Origin of the sequence: Mesorhizobium sp. B263B2A (assembly GCF_020165775.1) — a bacterium.
GTDB lineage: Bacteria > Pseudomonadota > Alphaproteobacteria > Rhizobiales > Rhizobiaceae > Mesorhizobium > Mesorhizobium opportunistum.
Genome location: NZ_JAIUIU010000034.1, coordinates 17,929 through 33,465, shown reverse-complemented (window position 1 = coordinate 33,465; position 15,537 = coordinate 17,929). Strand labels below are relative to the sequence as shown.

Sequence of the window (15,537 nt, the reverse complement as noted above, 5' to 3'; positions counted from 1 at the left end):
CATGAGCCTGCTGTGTGAGGTCCCCAACCCTTCGCGCCGCGCCATGCTGATGACCGGCGGCGCGCTGTTTGCCTGGGCCTACCTGCCCCGCTTCGCGCGTGCCGCCGACAATCGCGACCCGCGCCTGATCGTCATCGTCCTGCGAGGCGCACTCGACGGCCTCTCGGCGGTCGGTCCGGTGGGCGATCCGGACTATGCCGGCCTGCACGGTGACATCGCTTTGTCGCTCGCCGGCCCGCACGCGGCGCTGCCGCTCGACGGTTTCTTCGCGGTCAATCCGGCGATGCCGGTATTCGCCAGGCTGTTCAAGGACGGCCAGGCAGCGGTGGTGCATGCGGCCGCGACAGGCTATCGCGAGCGCTCGCATTTCGATGGCCAGGATGTGCTGGAAAGCGGCTTTGCTGGCCCCGGCCATGTCGCCACCGGCTGGCTCAACCGGGCGCTGGAAAACCTGCCGGCGGGCGATCGCGTGGCGACGCTTGGCGGACTGGCCGTCGGCCCGTCGACACCGTTGGTGATCCGCGGCGCAGCCCCTGTGCTCGGCTGGGCGCCGCAATCGCTGCCGGCGCCGGCCGGCGACCTCGCGGCACGGGTTCTCGATCTCTATCAGCATCGCGACCCGGTGCTGGCGGTGGCCCTGCGAAAAGGGCTCGACGCTGACAAGATGGCGCTCGACGACCAGATGGGAGCGAAGACGATGAAGCCTAAAGGCGGCCTCGACAGCGCCGCCGGCATGCGGCAGGCGGCACAAGGCTCCGCCAGGCTGATCGCGGCCGATGACGGGCCGCGCGTCGCGGCACTGACCTTCGACGGCTGGGACACGCATGTCAACGAAGGCGGCGCGACCGGCCGGCTCGCCACTTTGCTCGGTGGCCTCGACGGCGCCTTCGAGGAATTCGAAAAGGGCCTCGGCGAACGCTGGAAGGACACCGCGATCGTCGCCATCACCGAGTTCGGGCGCACGGCGCAGATCAACGGCACGGTCGGCACCGACCACGGCACCGGCACCGTGGTGCTGTTGGCCGGAGGCGCGATCAAGGGCGGCCGCGTCATCGCCGACTGGCCCGGATTGAAGCCGTCTCAACTCTTCGAGCAACGCGACCTGGCGCCGACCAGCGACGTCAGGGCGGTGCTGAAGGGCCTGCTCGCCGACCAGTTCGGCCTTTCCGCCGCGATACTTGGCGACAAGGTGTTTCCGGAGTCCGCCGCGGTGAAGCCGATGCGGGATCTCATCGCCTGAAGCGGGTGCCGCTCCCGAAACCCTGCCATCCAGGATTAAGGTTAAATTCACTATACATTTGTTCTGCCCGCGCAAATATTCGAAGAGTTTCCCAAACCATGCTGAGGCATATCGATGGGAAAATCTGTGGTTCAGCTTCAACGACTTGTCCGGCTATTCTGCCACCCGCTGGCGCTGGTCCTGGTCAGCCTTGCCGGGATTTTCGCCGCCGGCCGGGCTGAGCATGAATGGCTGTCGGTGCCGTTCTCGCTGGCGCTGGTGGCGGCCCTTGCCGGGCTTCTGTTGCTGGCTTGCGGGCGTCTTGCCTTCTCCGTCTATCTCGCCTGGATGAGCGTTGCCTTCATCACCGTGGTTTCGGCGATCAAATTCCGCATGAAGGGATTTTCGCTGCACTTCTACGACGCGGTCTTCGTGTCGAGGGATGCGGAAGTGTATCGCTTCCTGCTCGGCTCCTACCTGCATCTCATCGTGCCGGTCGTCATTGCGCTGGCGCTCGGCATCGCGGCGGCGATCGTGCTGTTCCGGTTCGACCGGAAAATTGGCTGGCCGGTATCCGTGCGCGTGCTGATCATGGCGGCGCTCGTCGTCCTGGTGCCGCTGACCTTTCCGGCCGAAGCCTCGAAGAACCGCTATTTCTACTATATGCAGGGCCGGCACATGTCGGCCTTCTTTGTCTCGCTGCTCGATCTGCGCAATCTGGTCGCCGAGCCGGCCTTCGAGAAACGGCTGCAGGCGGTTGCGCCGCAAACGCCTTTCGGCGACACCGTCGATTGCGGCGACCGGGCTGATCTTCCCGATGTCTTCTTCGTGCTCAGCGAAAGCCAGTCCGATCCCGGCAACTTTCCGCAGGTCGGCAATGGTGGGGGATTCCTGCAGAGGTTCGCCCCCGGAGCCGGCACGCCGCATCCAATGCAGGTCGAGACCTTTGGCGGTGGCACATGGATCACCAATCTGTCGCTGATGACCGGCCTTTCAGCCACCGATTTCGGCTGGCGAAGCCCTTATTTGACGATCACGCTGCAGGACAAGGTTGCCGGCGCCTTGCCGGAAGTGCTGGCGCGCTGCGGCTATCGAACCGCCGTGATGACGCCGATGGACTTCAGCTTCGTCAATGAAGGGCCATTCCTGAAATCGATCGGTTTCGAAACCGTCCTCGACATCAAGGCCATCGCCGCGCCCTTCTATCACCTGCGCGACAACTTCTACTACCACGCGGCCGAGGCGTTCATCGCCCGCCACCGCAAGGAGGACGGGCGGCCGCTGTTCCTCGAAATCCAGACCATGTTTCCGCACTCGCCCTATGAGGGGCGACTGGAGCCCGAGCTGAAAGTCGCCGGAGAACCTTTCTCGGACGATGTCCAGGTCAGCGAATATCTGCGCCGGATGGCGGTGGCGCGCGGCGATTTCCAGGACTTCCTCGCCGGCCGCGAGGCGGATGTCGGGGAGCGTGGCGCCGTGGTGCTCGAATTCGGCGATCACCAGTCGTCGGCGACCAAGCCGTTCGTCGACGCGATCGCTGGCGGCGACGCACTGGCCAGGCCGGATTCGATTGCCTACCGCACCTTCTACACGCTCACCACCTTCAACCATCCGCTCAAGCGTCCGATGCCCGGGATGGCACCGCTCGATGTCGGCTTCCTCGGCGCCAGCCTGCTCGATGCCGCCGGCCTGCCGATGTCGCCCGTCATGGCCGATCTGGTGCGCCTGCGCGACCATTGCGGCGGCAGCTTCCATGGCTGCAGCGATCGGGCGGCGGTGGATGCGCATCTGCGGCGGCGCGTCGATTCAGGCCTGCTGCATCTTTTCCCACAGGCCGCGCCACTGCATTCGCTTGTGCCGCTCCAATCCGCTGAAGCTCGCTAACTAGAGCTTCAGCGCACGTCGCGCGTGCCGCCCGGATCAGGCGGCCTCGACCTTGGCGACCGGCTCTCCCTGCACAAGCTTGGTGACGCCGGCGAAGTCGAGCTTGCCGGAACCGAGCACCGGCACTTTCGGGACGACGCGTACTTCGGCGGGCACCATCAGATCCATGGCACCGTTCGCCTTGGCGAAGGCCAGGAGATCCGCGCGTGTGGCGCCGGGAGCCTCGGTGATCAGGATCAGCTTTTCGCCTTTGCGCGCATCCGCTACAGCCGCAACGGCCGATAGCGAACCTTTCCACAATTCACCCGCCAGCGCCTCGACGGCGGCCAGCGAGATCATCTCGCCGCCGATCTTGGCGAAGCGCTTGGCGCGACCGCGAATGGTGATGAATCCGCCCTCGTCCACCGAGACGACGTCGCCAGTGTCATGCCAGCCGTCCGGCAGCGGTTCGAGCACGCCCGGCTTCTCGGCGCGAAGGTAGCCCGCCATCACGTTGGGGCCGCGCACATGCAGCCGTCCGCCATCGTCGACACCCGGCACCGGATCGAGACGATACTCCATACCGGGCATGATTTTGCCGACACTGCCGGACCGGTTGTACATCGGCGTGTTGATGGAGATCACCGGCGCGGTCTCGGTGACACCATACCCTTCCAGGATACGCAGGCCGAACTTTTCCATATAGGTCATGCGGGTCGACGGCTTGACCGGTTCGGCGCCGGCAAAGCAATAGCGTATCGAGCGGAAGTCGTAGGGGTGCGCCGAGCGCGCATAGCCGCTGAGGAACGTATCGGTGCCGAAGATGATCGTCGCATTGGATGCATAAATCAGCTCCGGCACGATGCGGTAGTGCAGCGGCGATGGGTAGAAAAAGACCGGAACGCCCGAGATCAGCGGCAGCACCGTGCCGGCCGTCAAGCCGAAGGAATGGAAGATCGGCAAGACGTTGAACACCTTGTCGCCCGAGTGGAAGTCGATCCGCGAGGCCGCCTGCGCTGCATTGGCCAGGATGTTGCGGTGGGTGAGCACGACGCCCTTCGGCGTGCCTTCGGAGCCCGAGGTGAACAGGATCACCGCCGGGTCGGTGGCCTTGCGGGCGACCCGCGGCGTGCTCTTGCGCAACAGGCCAAGCAGCTTGTCCTTGAGGCCGATGGTTGCGCGCAGGTCGTCGAGCCAGACGATGTCGACCGACCGGCCCATCTCCTCGACCACGGCGCCGAGCTTGGCCTGTTCGACAAAGGCTCGCGAGGTCAGCACGGTGCGCACATCGGCCGCCTTGCAGGCGGAGAGGATGTTGGCGGCACCGGCGGTGAAGTTGATCATCGCCGGCACCTTGCCGGCCGACATGACGCCAAGCAGTGTGGCGCACGAGCCGTTGGCGTTGGGCAGCATGATGCCGAGCGTCTGCTGGCCGGCATAAAGGGTCTCGAACTTCTCGCCAAGCACGGCGGCGGCCGTAAGCAGCTTGCCATAGCTCAGCGAGCCGGTGACCGGGTCCTGCACGGCGAGCCGTTTCATGCCGCGCTCATTCGCGGTCAGGATGACCTTTTCCAGCACCGTCTTGTCGATATCCTGGGTGCGGAAGACGAGATCCGACATGACCTGATAGAGGGCAGCGCCCGCCGCGGCACGCCGCTGGCGGCCCCTCAGTTCCGGCGCCACTTCCAGCTTGACCGGTTCCAGTATGGTCACCTTGACCTTCGGGAACAGGCGGCGGCGCACATGTTGCGACGTCAGCCGGGAGAACGGGCTTTTCTCCAGCCCGTCGATGCGGATCGGCACGACCATCGAGCCGGTCTTGTCCGCCACCATGGCGGCGCCGTCATAGACCTTCATCAGCCCGCCGGTGACGGTGATGCGGCCTTCGGGGAAGATGACCAGCGGATCACCGCCTTGCACGATCTTGATCAGCGTGCGGGTCGACATCGGCTTGGCCGGGTTGAGCGGCAAGGCGCGGGCGAGCTTCATGAACGGCTTCATCCACCAGGCCTGGGCAATGGTGTAGTCGATGGCGAAGACCGGCTCCTCGTCGGTCAGCGTCAGCGCCAGCGGACCGTCGAGGAAGCTGACATGGTTGAGTGCCAGGATCGGTGCCTTGCCGGCGGCCTTGAGGTTTTCCATGCCCTCTATCTCCAGGCGCAGGAAGGCGCGGAACAGGATGGAGACGAAGTCGCGGAATGCGTTGGTCGGCAGATATTTCAGCATCAGCCAGGCAGCGACGGCGTTGGCCGCGGCGAGGCCGAAGAGGATGCCGCCGGTGGAGACTTTCGTCTGGATCAAGGCGACAACGATACCGCCCACCGTCATGAAGCCGGCATTGACGATGCTGACCGCGGCGACGACGCGGGCACGGCGCGCTTCGGGCGACCAGGCCTGCACGGCGGCGAAGGTCGGCACCACCAGGAAGGCGCTGGCGATGGCCATGCCGGCAAGGTCGATCGCGACGCGGATCGTGTTCGGACCGGCGAAGAATGCGCTAAGGGTTTCCGCCTTGGGCGAAGGCTGCATGCTCCAGATGGTCCAGGCCAAATGCAGGCCGAACAGCGCCAGCAGCGCCGTGCCGACAGGAGCGGGCAAGAGCACGATGCGCCCCTGCGACATCCATGCGGCAATGGCCGAACCGATGGCGATCGAGACAGCGAAGACAGCGAGATAGGCGGTGACGGCGATTTCGTTGCCGCCGAGCGAATCCTTGATCAAGGTCGGCAGGATCGAAAGCACGATGGCGCCGATCAGCCAGAACCACGACGTCATCAGTCCGGCGCGCCAGATCCGCTTATCGGTGCGCAGTTCCGAGACCTGACGCCAGGTCGAGCGGAAGATGTTCTTGTCGATGACGAGGTCGGGCGCCGCCGAACCCGTGGCCGGAATGTAGCGGCTGACGAACCAGCAACCCACGGCCAAGGCCATCATGATCGGTCCGAACACCGCGACACCGATGCCGTCGGCCGAGACGACGCCGCCGGCAATGGTGCCGCCGAGAATGGCGGCAAACGTGGCCGACTCGATCCAGGCGTTGGCCTTGGGCAGTTCCTTGCGCTCGAGATGATCGGGCAGGATGCCGTATTTGATCGGCCCGAACAGCGCCGAGATGATGCCGAACATCAGCAGCGCCGTCATCAGCACCGGGATGGACGACAGCGCGATGCCGGCGACGGAGACTCCCGCCGCCGCGATCTCGGCGAATTTCAGCCGGCGCGCGATCAGCGCCTTGTCGAAGCGGTCGGCGATCTCGCCGCCAAGCGCCGACAACAACAGGAAGGGGGCCATGAAGACGGCCCCGGCGAGCGTCACCAGCGAAGCCGCCTGATCGGCAGCCAGCGTGAAAAGGATCAGGAACACCAATGTGTTCTTGAGGAAATTGTCGTTGAAGGCGGACAGGAACTGCGTCCAGAACAGAGGCGCAAAGCGCCGGGACAACATCAGATGCGTGTTCATGGCGATTTCCATTTGGCGGAACCCTGCGACGCTGTGCCGGTGGGCCCTGCGGGTTGCAGGCGCTGTTTCGATCCCAGTGATAGTCGTGAGCTGGTTAAACTTCCTTACTGCGCTTGATGTTCATTAAATGAACATCGTTCACAATTGCACTCTACCACGTCTTGAACATTGTTCAAGCAGCAAAATGAACAGCGTTCACCGCCGTTGAAAAAACGGAAGCGGCGGCCGGTGGGGTCTGTCAGGAATCAGGGCGTCCCAGGTGCCGGATCTAGCGTGGCCACCGTCTTCAGCGCGCCGTCGAGCATGTCGCCCTTCTCGTCCTTCAGCGCCACCTCGCGCAGGCGGCGGATCCAGTCGGCGGCATCGTGCCGGCCCTTGAGCAGGTCGAGCGCCGACAGCACGCGGTCGAATTTCGACTGGGCGCGGACGTGGGTGTCGCTGTAGCCCTTGATCAGCCGGCGGCAATTGAGGATCTCGACGGCCAGCGCATAGTCGGCCGGTACATGGCTGAGCGCCAACGCGTACCAGCGATCGAGATGAGCTGTCTCGACCTGGTGGCGCAGCAGGCGGCGGCGCCAGCGGCGCAGGCCGCCGATGAACCAGAGTGCGGCGAAGCCGGCAAAGCTGTCGGTGCGGATGCGGCGGCCGTGGTTGATGCGACGGTCGAGAAAGGCCGCAAGCTTCGGCCGGTTCTCGATATAGCTGCCCAGCCCCGCGGGCAGCGTGCCGCAGAACTCTTCGATGCGCGGATGGAAATATTCGGTCACCTGCAGGATCGAGCCGTCCTTGACGCCGACCTCGCGGCGCACACGCTTGTCGCGCGTCGAGCGCGTCTTCAGATCCGCCACGCGGATCATGTCGTCGTAGCACATTGCGTTGGCGAGATGCTTTGCCGCCGCGATGGACAAAGCGTAACCATGGCCGACGCCGTCCAGCGCGATGGCCTTGTCCAGCCGGTCGAGATACTCGCGCCCGTAGGCGATGTCCTGGTAGTCGACCACCTTTCTCAGGCCCCGGAGCGCCATGTCGCGCATACCGACTGGCATCAGGTCGATGCGGGCGGCCAAGGCCTGCCAGCCCTGCAGCAGGCTTTGCGGACCACTGACGCGCCCTGCACCCAGGGCGGATTCGACAATCGCCGGCTCCGACGGCTTTGACACAGGCGCCGCCGCGCCACGCGCGCGGTCAAACGCGGCGCCAAAGGCGGCAAGGCTGGCCTTGACGCCCCGACCACCGGCGCCGATCGCCTGCTCGTAGCTTTCGCGCGTGAACGGCAGCGCGTCCGACCCCGCCAGCGCGCCGAGCAGGCTGGCCGAGATCATCGAACCGTTGTCGGCGGCGATCTTCTCCATGTCGAAGGCGATGAAGCGCTTCGATGCGGCCTCCGCGGTCGCATGCACCTTGGACGACGAGGCCCGGCCGTCGCCCGGCTCGATCTTTTCCGACACCGCGGCGATGCGGTGCGAGGAGGCGATCAGCGTGGTGCGCTCTGGCGTGACGAAGCCACGGATGATGGCGCGGCCGGCCTCCATCAATTCGGCGGCGATCAGGACATCGACATCGCCTTGCGAGGGCGACAGCGCGAAGACCGGCAGGCGGCCGGTGTCGCGGGCCATTTCGACATAGTAGATGGTGGCGCCGGTGCGCTGGGCGACGCCGGCGACCGAGGTCGACTGCGCGACATAGCCATTGCGCTCGGCAACGTCGGTGATCCAGTCGGCGAGCACGCCGCCGCCCTGGCCGCCGACCGCCAGCACGGCGAGCTTGATGACGCGCTCATCATCCTGGGCGCCGGGGCGAGCCCGGAAGGGTGGGACAGCGTCAAGCATCGGCGAAGGTCAGCCGCCGGCTTTCGCGGCGGCGCTGCAACAGGCCAATGGTGGCGCGGCGGCTGGCTTCGAGGAAGCGGTCCCAACGGCTCGGATTGTGCACGACATCGGCGCGGTAGAAGGACGGACACAGCACCGCCGCATCGGCGACCTCGCCGCAATTGCCGCAGCCGACACAGTTCTGGTCGATCGATGCCACCGGATCGTCGCGCAGCGGGTCATCGAGCGATTTCACCGACAGCGACGGGCAGCCGGAGAGCCGCATGCAGGCATGGTCGCCGGTGCAGATGTCCTCGTCGACGCCGAACTTCGGTTTGATCACCCGCTCGCCGCCCTTGATCGCCTTGTCGACCAGCGGCTTTTCACGGCGCTGACGGTTCAGCATGCATTCGGACGAGGCGACGATGACCTTCGGCCCTTTTTCCTCCGTCGTCAGCGCCTCGCGCAGCGTGTCCTGCATCTTGCCGACATCATAGGTGCGGTCGACATGGCGCAGCCATTTGACGCCCATGCCTTTCACCGCCTCGGTGATCGGATGTTTCGTCGACTTGGTCTTGTTGCCGGCGCGCGACGACAGGATGTCCTGGCCGCCTGTGGCGGCCGAGTAGAAATTGTCGACGATGACGATGACGCCGTCATTCTTGTTGAACACCGCGTTGCCGATCGAGGAGGTCAGGCCGTTGTGCCAGAAGCCGCCATCGCCGACGAAGGAGATGGAGCGGCGCTTTGCGTCGGGCGAATTGAACGCCGACGCCGACGCCGGCCCCAGCCCATAGCCCATGGTGGTGGCGCCCAATTCGAAAGGCGGCATGATCGAGAACAAATGGCAGCCTATGTCGGAAGCGATGTGGTGCTTGCCCAGCTCCTGCTCGACCAGTTTGGTCGCGGCGAAGATCGGCCGCTCCGGGCAACCGATGCAGAAGCCCGGCGGACGGCCCGGCACGACGTTGATGAGGTCGGCGGTGTCGACGCCGTCGCCGACCTTGTTGGGCGCGCGGACTTCGCCGGGCAGAAGATGCGGTGCCTCGGCGCGCAAGAAGGCGCCGATGCCGTCGAGCATGACCTGGCCAGTGTATTCACCGGCCATCGGCAGATGTTCCTTGCCGACCAGCCTGGTGCCACGCCCGGCCTTGTGCAGCATGGCGGCAAAGGCCTGCTCGATGTAATTGGGCTGGCCTTCCTCGACGACCAGCACCGCCTGCTTGCCCTCGCAGAACGACAGAAACTCGTCGTCGATCAGCGGATAGACGGCGTTGAGCACATAGAGCGGCACGTCGGCGTCGCCGTAGGTGTCGGAAAGGCCGAGCCGCTGCAGCGCGCGGATGACCGAATTGTACATGCCGCCCTGCATGACGATGCCGACCGAGCCATGGTCCGACCCGAAGAACTCGTTGATCCTGTTCCTGGCGATGAAGTCGACCGCCGCCGGCCAGCGCTTCGCAATCTTCTCCTTTTCATGCAGGAAGGAGGCGGGGGGCAGCACGATACGGCCGGTGTCGCGGCGCGGTGCTTCCAGCGCATCGGCCACCGTCATCGGCGGCCGCTTATTGTCCTTGGCGATGAAATGGCCGTGGACGTGGCAGCAGCGGATGCGGACCTGCAGCATGACCGGCGTGTTGGAGATTTCGGACAGCTCAAAACCGTCCTCCACCGCCTTGACGATCGACGGCAGATTGGGCCGCGGGTCGAGCAGCCAGACCTGGCTCTTCATGGCGAAGGCATGGCTGCGCTCCTGCATGATCGAGGAGCCCTCGCCATAATCCTCGCCGACGATGATCAGCGCGCCGCCGGTGACGCCGCCGGACGCCAGATTGGCCAGCGCATCGGAGGCGACATTGGTGCCGACGGTGGACTTGAAGGTCGCGGCGCCACGGATCGGATAATGCACCGAGGCCGCGAGCATGGCGGTGGCGGTGGCTTCCGAGGCGCTGGCCTCGAAATGGACGCCGAGTTCGCCCAAAATATCCTGCGCGTCGGCCAGTACATCCATCAGATGGCTGATCGGCGCACCCTGATAGCCGCCGACATAGCCGACGCCGCATTGCAGCAGCGCCTTGGTGATGGCGAGAATGCCCTCGCCGGCGAATTCTTCGCCGGCGCCGAGCCTGAGCTTTTCGACTTCCTTGGCAAAAGACCGTTCGGCCATCTCTGCCTCCTTCCGTTGCCGCCGAAATTGGCGGCGTCCATCTAAAGTCCTTGTTTATGCATGTCGTTTCCCCAAACCGGATCCAGTTTTGGGCGACATGCATCAGATGTCGTGCTTGCGAATGTTCTTCAGCATCTTCTGCAGCGTGGCGATGAGGGCTGCATATTCGGCATCGTCGACATCGTCGAACATCGCCTCGAACGCGTCATGCATGGCCGGCCAGGCGCGGGCGAACTCGGCGCGGCCCTCGTCGGTCAGGAAGACATGGCGGATGCGGCTGTCGGTGACGCCTTGCTCGCGGCGAACGAGGCCCTGGCCTTCCAGCGTATCGAGCGTGCGGCTCAAGGTCGACTGCTCGATCACCGTGTAGACCGAAAGATCATTGACGGTGATGCCGTCGGTGACCGACAGCACGGCAAGCGTGCGGACCTGCGGAATGGTCAGGCCCTGCTTGCGGAAATCGTCGCGCAAGGTGGCGTTGTAGCGGCCCATGATGCGGTTCATCAGGTAGGGCGCGAATTGCTGCAGGCCGATTTGCCCGAGGGTCGAGATGCGCTGGCGCTTTTCGGCGACCTTCTGTTCCATCACATCCTCCCCGCCAGGAGAAAGCCGGAACCGCCGCCGAGGCCCGCGCCCGGATGGGTCGAGGCGCCGATATGGTAGAGGTTCTTGATGCCGGTCTGATGGTTGCGGCTGGTCTTGAACGGCCGCCACAGGAAGGACTGATCGAGGGCCGACGAACCGCCATAGGGATCGCCGCCGACCAGGTTGATGTTCATCGCTTCAAGATCGGCCGGCGAATAGGCGCGGCGCGCGATGATGCTGTCCTTGAAGCCATCGATGTGGCTGGCGAGGATCGCTTCGGCACGGTCGGCATAGGCCTCGCGCAACGCGTCGGTCCATTGCCCGTCGGCCGGGGCCTGCAGTTTGCCTGCGGCGTCGCCCTTGATAAAGCGAGGCGCCTCTGGCAGTTGCAGCCACAGGATCGCCTTGCCCTCCGGGCAGCGCGACGGATCGAGCGCATGCGGCTGGCCGACGCAGATGGTCGGCACCTCCGGCAGCATGCCGCGCGCCGCCTCGTTGCAGGCCTTCGATACGCCGTCCAGTCCAGGCGTCAGATGCAGCAGCGCCACCTTGTCCAAGCCATTGCCCCGCCATGCCGGCGGCTTGTCGAGGGCGTAGTGGATCTGGAAATTGCCCTTGCCGTAGCGATATTTCTGCGTCGCCTCAATATCGACCTTGGGCGCCTCCGCGCCGAGCAGCCGGCCGTAGAGTTGCGTCGGCGTCACCGAGCAGATGACGCTCTTGCTGGCATGGACCGTTTCGCCCGAGGCCAGCCGCACGCCGGTGGCGCGGCCGCCAGCCAGGATGATCGAGGCAACGTCGGCTTCGGTGGAGATGACGCCGCCGCGTTCGGTGATCAACGCCTCGAAGGCCGAAAGCAGGTTCTTCGCCCCGCCCTTGACGATCGGCGCGCCGGCCGCTTCCAGCGCGAAGGCGATCACCTTGGCGATCTGGCCGGAGAACGCATCTTCGGGCCCGAGCCCGGCATGCAGCACCCAGGGCGCCCACAGCGCGCGGATGGTCTCGGACTGGTAGGTGCTTTCCAGCCAGCCGCGCGCCGGCACCAAAGCTTCGCCGAGAAAGGCGCCAAGGCCACGCGGACCGCGCCGCCAGGCATCGCCAGCCAGCAGCTTCGCCGTCGGGTAGGACCACAGGCTGCCGCCGAGCAGGCCGAACAAAAGGCCGGCATTGCGCTCGATGCCGCCGACATCGTCGGCGTGGCGGTCGCCGTCACCAGCCGCGATCGCATTGAGGGCGGCAACATTGGCGGCGCGGTCGGTGCCGAGCACGGCATGGCTGCCGTCCGGCCGCAGCACGCCAGTTGGCGAGCCGGTATGGCAGAATTCCAGGCCGTGCCGGGCGAGGTCAGCGCCCAATGCAGCAAAGGCCGGCGAGGTGATGAACAGCACGAAGGTCGTCGCCATCACATCATGGATAAAGCCGGGCGCGGTGATCTCCTCGGTACGCATGCAGCCGCCGATGCGGTCGTTGCGCTCGAGCACCAGCACCTTCGCGCCCTTGCCGCCCAGCATCGCCGCGCAGACCAGCGCGTTGATGCCGCTGCCGACGATGATGTGATCGGGGGCTTTCATCGGGGGTTTCCTGCGGGCGGACACTGCAGTTCAATCGCGTGGGATTGCGCTCTACGGCGCCCCCCTCTGTCCTGCCGGACATCTCCCCCTCTTGGGGGGAGATTGGCAGCTTCGGCGCTCTGCTCATTCTTGCAGCGTCGTAGATTCGCGAAAACGATCGTGGTGAAGGCCAATCTCCCCCCAGGAGGGGGAGATGTCCGGCAGGACAGAGGGGGGCGCCGTAGAGTGGCGGCGTTGCAAGCCTGCCACCCCTCACCTGTCACCAACGCATCGCCTTCACTCATGATCTTCTCCCGAAGACCCACCTCGCCCTATTTTCCCGACACCAGCGCCAGGGCGCGGATCGGGCTGCCGGTGCCGTGCTCGATTTTCAGCGGCGCGGCGATCAGGATGGCGCCTTTCGGCGGCAGCTGGTCGAGGTTGCAAAGGCTGGCCAGCCCGTAGCGATTGGCCTTGTGCATCAGCGTGTGGGCCGGGAAAGGCGGCTCCATGCCGCCGGCCTTGCCGGCATCGGTGCCGATCGTCTCCGAGCCCCAGCCCTTGATGTTCTTGCCGATCAGGAACTGGATGGCTTCCGCCGTCGGGCCGGGCGTGTGCGGTCCGGTCTCGTTGGCGTTGAGGAACTCGGCTTCCGAGCCGTTGCGCTTGTACCAGTCGGTGCGCATCACCACCCATTCGCCGGCATTGATCGCGCCGTGCTCGGCTTCCCATGCCTTGATGTGGTCGACGGTGAGCAGGAAATCATGGTCGGCGGCGGCTTCCTTCGAGCAGTCGATGACATTGACCGGGCCGACGAAGTTCTGTGCCGGAATGGTGTCGGTGGCGCCGTCCGGATAGTCCTTGCCGCTGATCCAATGCTGCGGCGCATCGAAATGCGTACCCGAATGCTCGCCGAGCTTCAGCCAGTTCCATGCCCACCACGGGCCGTTCTTGTCATAGCGGGAGATGTTGTGGATTTCGATCTTCGGCGTGTCGACGGCGAGTTCAGGCGGTAGCTTGATCAAGGGCGTGTCCGGCCCGAGCGGCGCCGACAGGTCGACCACCCTGATGGCGCCTGAAAGCAACTGGCCGGCGACCTCGCCGAGGAGTTTTTGGGTGTCCATGGTCTCTGTTCCCTCTTTTCGATGATGATCAAGGCTCGTCTCGGCCCTTAATATCCTACTAGACGAAAACATATGCATCTGCAATTATCTTTAAGCATAAAGGAAATGGGAACGGGGCGTGAGCGAGTTCGACGCCATCTTTGTCGGGGCGGGCCACAACAGTCTGGCATGCGCCGCGCATCTGGCGCTCAAAGGTTGGAAAACCGGGATTTTCGAGTGCAGCGCAGCAATCGGCGGCGCCGTCCAGACGCGCGAATATACTCTTCCCGGCTTCCGCCACGACTTCGGCGCGATGAATCTCAGCCTGTTTGCCGGCTCCGCCTTCCACCGGAAATATGCAAATGAATTGAAAGCCCAGGGGCTGGAGTTCGCGCCGGTCGCCGACTGTTTCGCCAGCGCCTTTCCCGACGGACGCTGGTTCGGCGTCAGCAACGACCTGGAGAAAACCGCGAGCCGCATGGCCGCCTTCTCCGCCGCCGATGCAGCAGCATGGCGCAGGCTAGTTGCCGCCTTCCCGGCGGAGGCCGAGCATCTGTTCCGGCTGCTGGGACTGCCGATGAGCGCCCGCGCACTGGCCGGCACGGCGTGGAACCTGTGGCGCAAGAAGGGCATTGCCGGCGCGCTCGACACTAGCCGGCTGTTGCTGTCTTCGCCCCGCGCCTGGCTTGAAGAAAACTTCGAGTCGCCGCATGTGCGGGCGACGCTCGCTACCTGGGGCATGCATCTCGATTTCGCGCCGGACATCGCCGGCGGCGCCGTCTTCCCCTATCTGGAATCGATGGCCAACCAGAGCTTCGGCATGGTGCTGGGCAAGGGCGGCGCCGACACCATCATCCGGGCGCTCTCGGGCATGGTCACCTCCGCCGGCGGCAGGATCGTGACCGGCGCCGAGGTGGCGGAAATCACGGTTTCCGCCGGCAAGGCGACCGGCGTGCGGCTCGCCTCGGGTGAAACGCATACAGCCACCAGGGCGGTCATCGCCGGCGTCGCGCCCAGGGCGTTGACCGGCAAGCTGCTGGCGAACGGTTCGGGCGATGCCGGCTTCGACACGGCGATGCGGAAATTCCGCCATGCGCCGGGCACGATGATGATCCACCTGGCGCTCGACGACTTGCCGGACTGGCGCGCGGGATCAGAACTTCGGCAGTTCGCCTATGTGCACCTGTCGCCGTCGCTCGACGCCATGTCGCGCACCTACCAGCAGGCGATGGCAGGCATGCTGCCGGACGAACCGGTGCTGGTCGTCGGCCAGCCGACCGCGATCGATCCGTCGCGCGCACCCCAGGGCAAGCATGTGCTGTGGGTGCAGGTGCGCATGCTGCCCGCCGAAATCCTGGGTGATGCCGCCGGCAAGATCGCGCCCGCGCATTGGGACCAGGTCAAGGATGTCTACGCCGAGCGCGTGCTCGATATCATCGAGACCTACGCGCCCGGTCTGCGGAGCAAAATCCTCGGCCGGGCGGTGTTTTCGCCCATCGACCTCGAACGCGAGAACCCGAACCTCGTCGGTGGCGACCAGGTCTGCGGCAGCCACCATCTGGCGCAGAACTTTTTGTTCCGCCCGGCACGCGGCTATGCCGGCTGGAACACGCCGGTCGCCAATTTGCATCTCACCGGAGCCGCGACATGGCCGGGCGCGGGCACCGGTGCGGCCTCGGGCTTCATGCTCGCGCAACAGCTTGGCGGGAGGTAGGCCCGAAGATTTTATGGAGGCGACGAGGGGCAAGGCGCTGCTGCCCACGAAGCCCGAGACAATGAACCG

At 65.3% G+C, this 15,537-nt stretch carries 9 protein-coding genes; 3 read left to right on the top strand and 6 right to left on the bottom strand.

Annotated elements, in window-relative coordinates; genetic code table 11:
• Window position 1: 1 nt before the first annotated feature.
• Window positions 2-1,240 carry a DUF1501 domain-containing protein gene (locus LB568_RS30435; RefSeq protein ID WP_224732103.1) on the top strand — a complete coding sequence of 413 codons (1,239 nt, stop codon included), beginning with the start codon at window positions 2-4 and terminating at the stop codon, window positions 1,238-1,240.
• A gap of 114 nt (window positions 1,241-1,354) precedes the next feature.
• Window positions 1,355-3,103: a sulfatase-like hydrolase/transferase gene (locus LB568_RS30430; RefSeq protein WP_224732102.1), complete on the top strand. Its 1,749-nt coding sequence runs from the start codon at window positions 1,355-1,357 to the stop codon at window positions 3,101-3,103.
• A gap of 36 nt (window positions 3,104-3,139) precedes the next feature.
• On the opposite strand, the gene LB568_RS30425 is transcribed toward LB568_RS30430, so the two are convergent.
• The 6 genes from LB568_RS30425 to LB568_RS30400 form a co-directional block, all read right to left on the bottom strand.
• A complete protein-coding gene (locus LB568_RS30425; protein ID WP_224732101.1) occupies window positions 3,140-6,541 on the bottom strand; it encodes an acyl-[ACP]--phospholipid O-acyltransferase in 3,402 nt (1,133 codons plus the stop codon).
• A gap of 245 nt (window positions 6,542-6,786) precedes the next feature.
• Window positions 6,787-8,370, bottom strand: a complete 1,584-nt coding sequence (locus tag LB568_RS30420; protein WP_224732100.1) for an indolepyruvate oxidoreductase subunit beta family protein — start codon at window positions 8,368-8,370, stop codon at window positions 6,787-6,789.
• Window positions 8,363-10,516 carry an indolepyruvate ferredoxin oxidoreductase subunit alpha gene (locus LB568_RS30415; protein ID WP_013891337.1) on the bottom strand — a complete coding sequence of 718 codons (2,154 nt, stop codon included), beginning with the start codon at window positions 10,514-10,516 and terminating at the stop codon, window positions 8,363-8,365. Before LB568_RS30415 ends, LB568_RS30420 begins: the two co-directional genes overlap by 8 nt.
• A gap of 102 nt (window positions 10,517-10,618) precedes the next feature.
• The gene (locus LB568_RS30410; protein WP_013891338.1) at window positions 10,619-11,101 is read right to left on the bottom strand and encodes a MarR family winged helix-turn-helix transcriptional regulator; all 483 of its coding nucleotides are present in this window, start codon (window positions 11,099-11,101) and stop codon (window positions 10,619-10,621) included.
• Window positions 11,101-12,672, bottom strand: coding sequence for a phytoene desaturase family protein (locus LB568_RS30405; RefSeq protein ID WP_224732099.1), 1,572 nt, complete (start codon window positions 12,670-12,672; stop codon window positions 11,101-11,103). Before LB568_RS30405 ends, LB568_RS30410 begins: the two co-directional genes overlap by 1 nt.
• Window positions 12,673-12,983: 311 nt before the next feature.
• Window positions 12,984-13,775 (bottom strand): cyclase family protein, encoded by a 792-nt coding sequence (locus LB568_RS30400; RefSeq protein WP_140570233.1) that lies wholly within the window; start codon window positions 13,773-13,775, stop codon window positions 12,984-12,986.
• 118 nt (window positions 13,776-13,893) lie between these two features.
• Here LB568_RS30400 and LB568_RS30395 point away from each other — a divergent pair, with 118 nt between their 5' ends.
• Window positions 13,894-15,468 carry a phytoene desaturase family protein gene (locus LB568_RS30395; RefSeq protein ID WP_224732098.1) on the top strand — a complete coding sequence of 525 codons (1,575 nt, stop codon included), beginning with the start codon at window positions 13,894-13,896 and terminating at the stop codon, window positions 15,466-15,468.
• Window positions 15,469-15,537 lie beyond the last annotated feature (69 nt).

What these genes read in the sequence shown, in the direction of transcription:
- LB568_RS30435 (WP_224732103.1), top strand. Translation starts at nt 2, where the DNA reads ATGAGCCTGCTGTGTGAGGTCCCCAACCCTTCGCGCCGCGCCATGCTG.
- LB568_RS30430 (WP_224732102.1), top strand. Translation starts at nt 1,355, where the DNA reads ATGGGAAAATCTGTGGTTCAGCTTCAACGACTTGTCCGGCTATTCTGC.
- LB568_RS30425 (WP_224732101.1), bottom strand. Translation starts at nt 6,541, where the DNA reads ATGAACACGCATCTGATGTTGTCCCGGCGCTTTGCGCCTCTGTTCTGG.
- LB568_RS30420 (WP_224732100.1), bottom strand. Translation starts at nt 8,370, where the DNA reads ATGCTTGACGCTGTCCCACCCTTCCGGGCTCGCCCCGGCGCCCAGGAT.
- LB568_RS30415 (WP_013891337.1), bottom strand. Translation starts at nt 10,516, where the DNA reads ATGGCCGAACGGTCTTTTGCCAAGGAAGTCGAAAAGCTCAGGCTCGGC.
- LB568_RS30410 (WP_013891338.1), bottom strand. Translation starts at nt 11,101, where the DNA reads ATGGAACAGAAGGTCGCCGAAAAGCGCCAGCGCATCTCGACCCTCGGG.
- LB568_RS30405 (WP_224732099.1), bottom strand. Translation starts at nt 12,672, where the DNA reads ATGAAAGCCCCCGATCACATCATCGTCGGCAGCGGCATCAACGCGCTG.
- LB568_RS30400 (WP_140570233.1), bottom strand. Translation starts at nt 13,775, where the DNA reads ATGGACACCCAAAAACTCCTCGGCGAGGTCGCCGGCCAGTTGCTTTCA.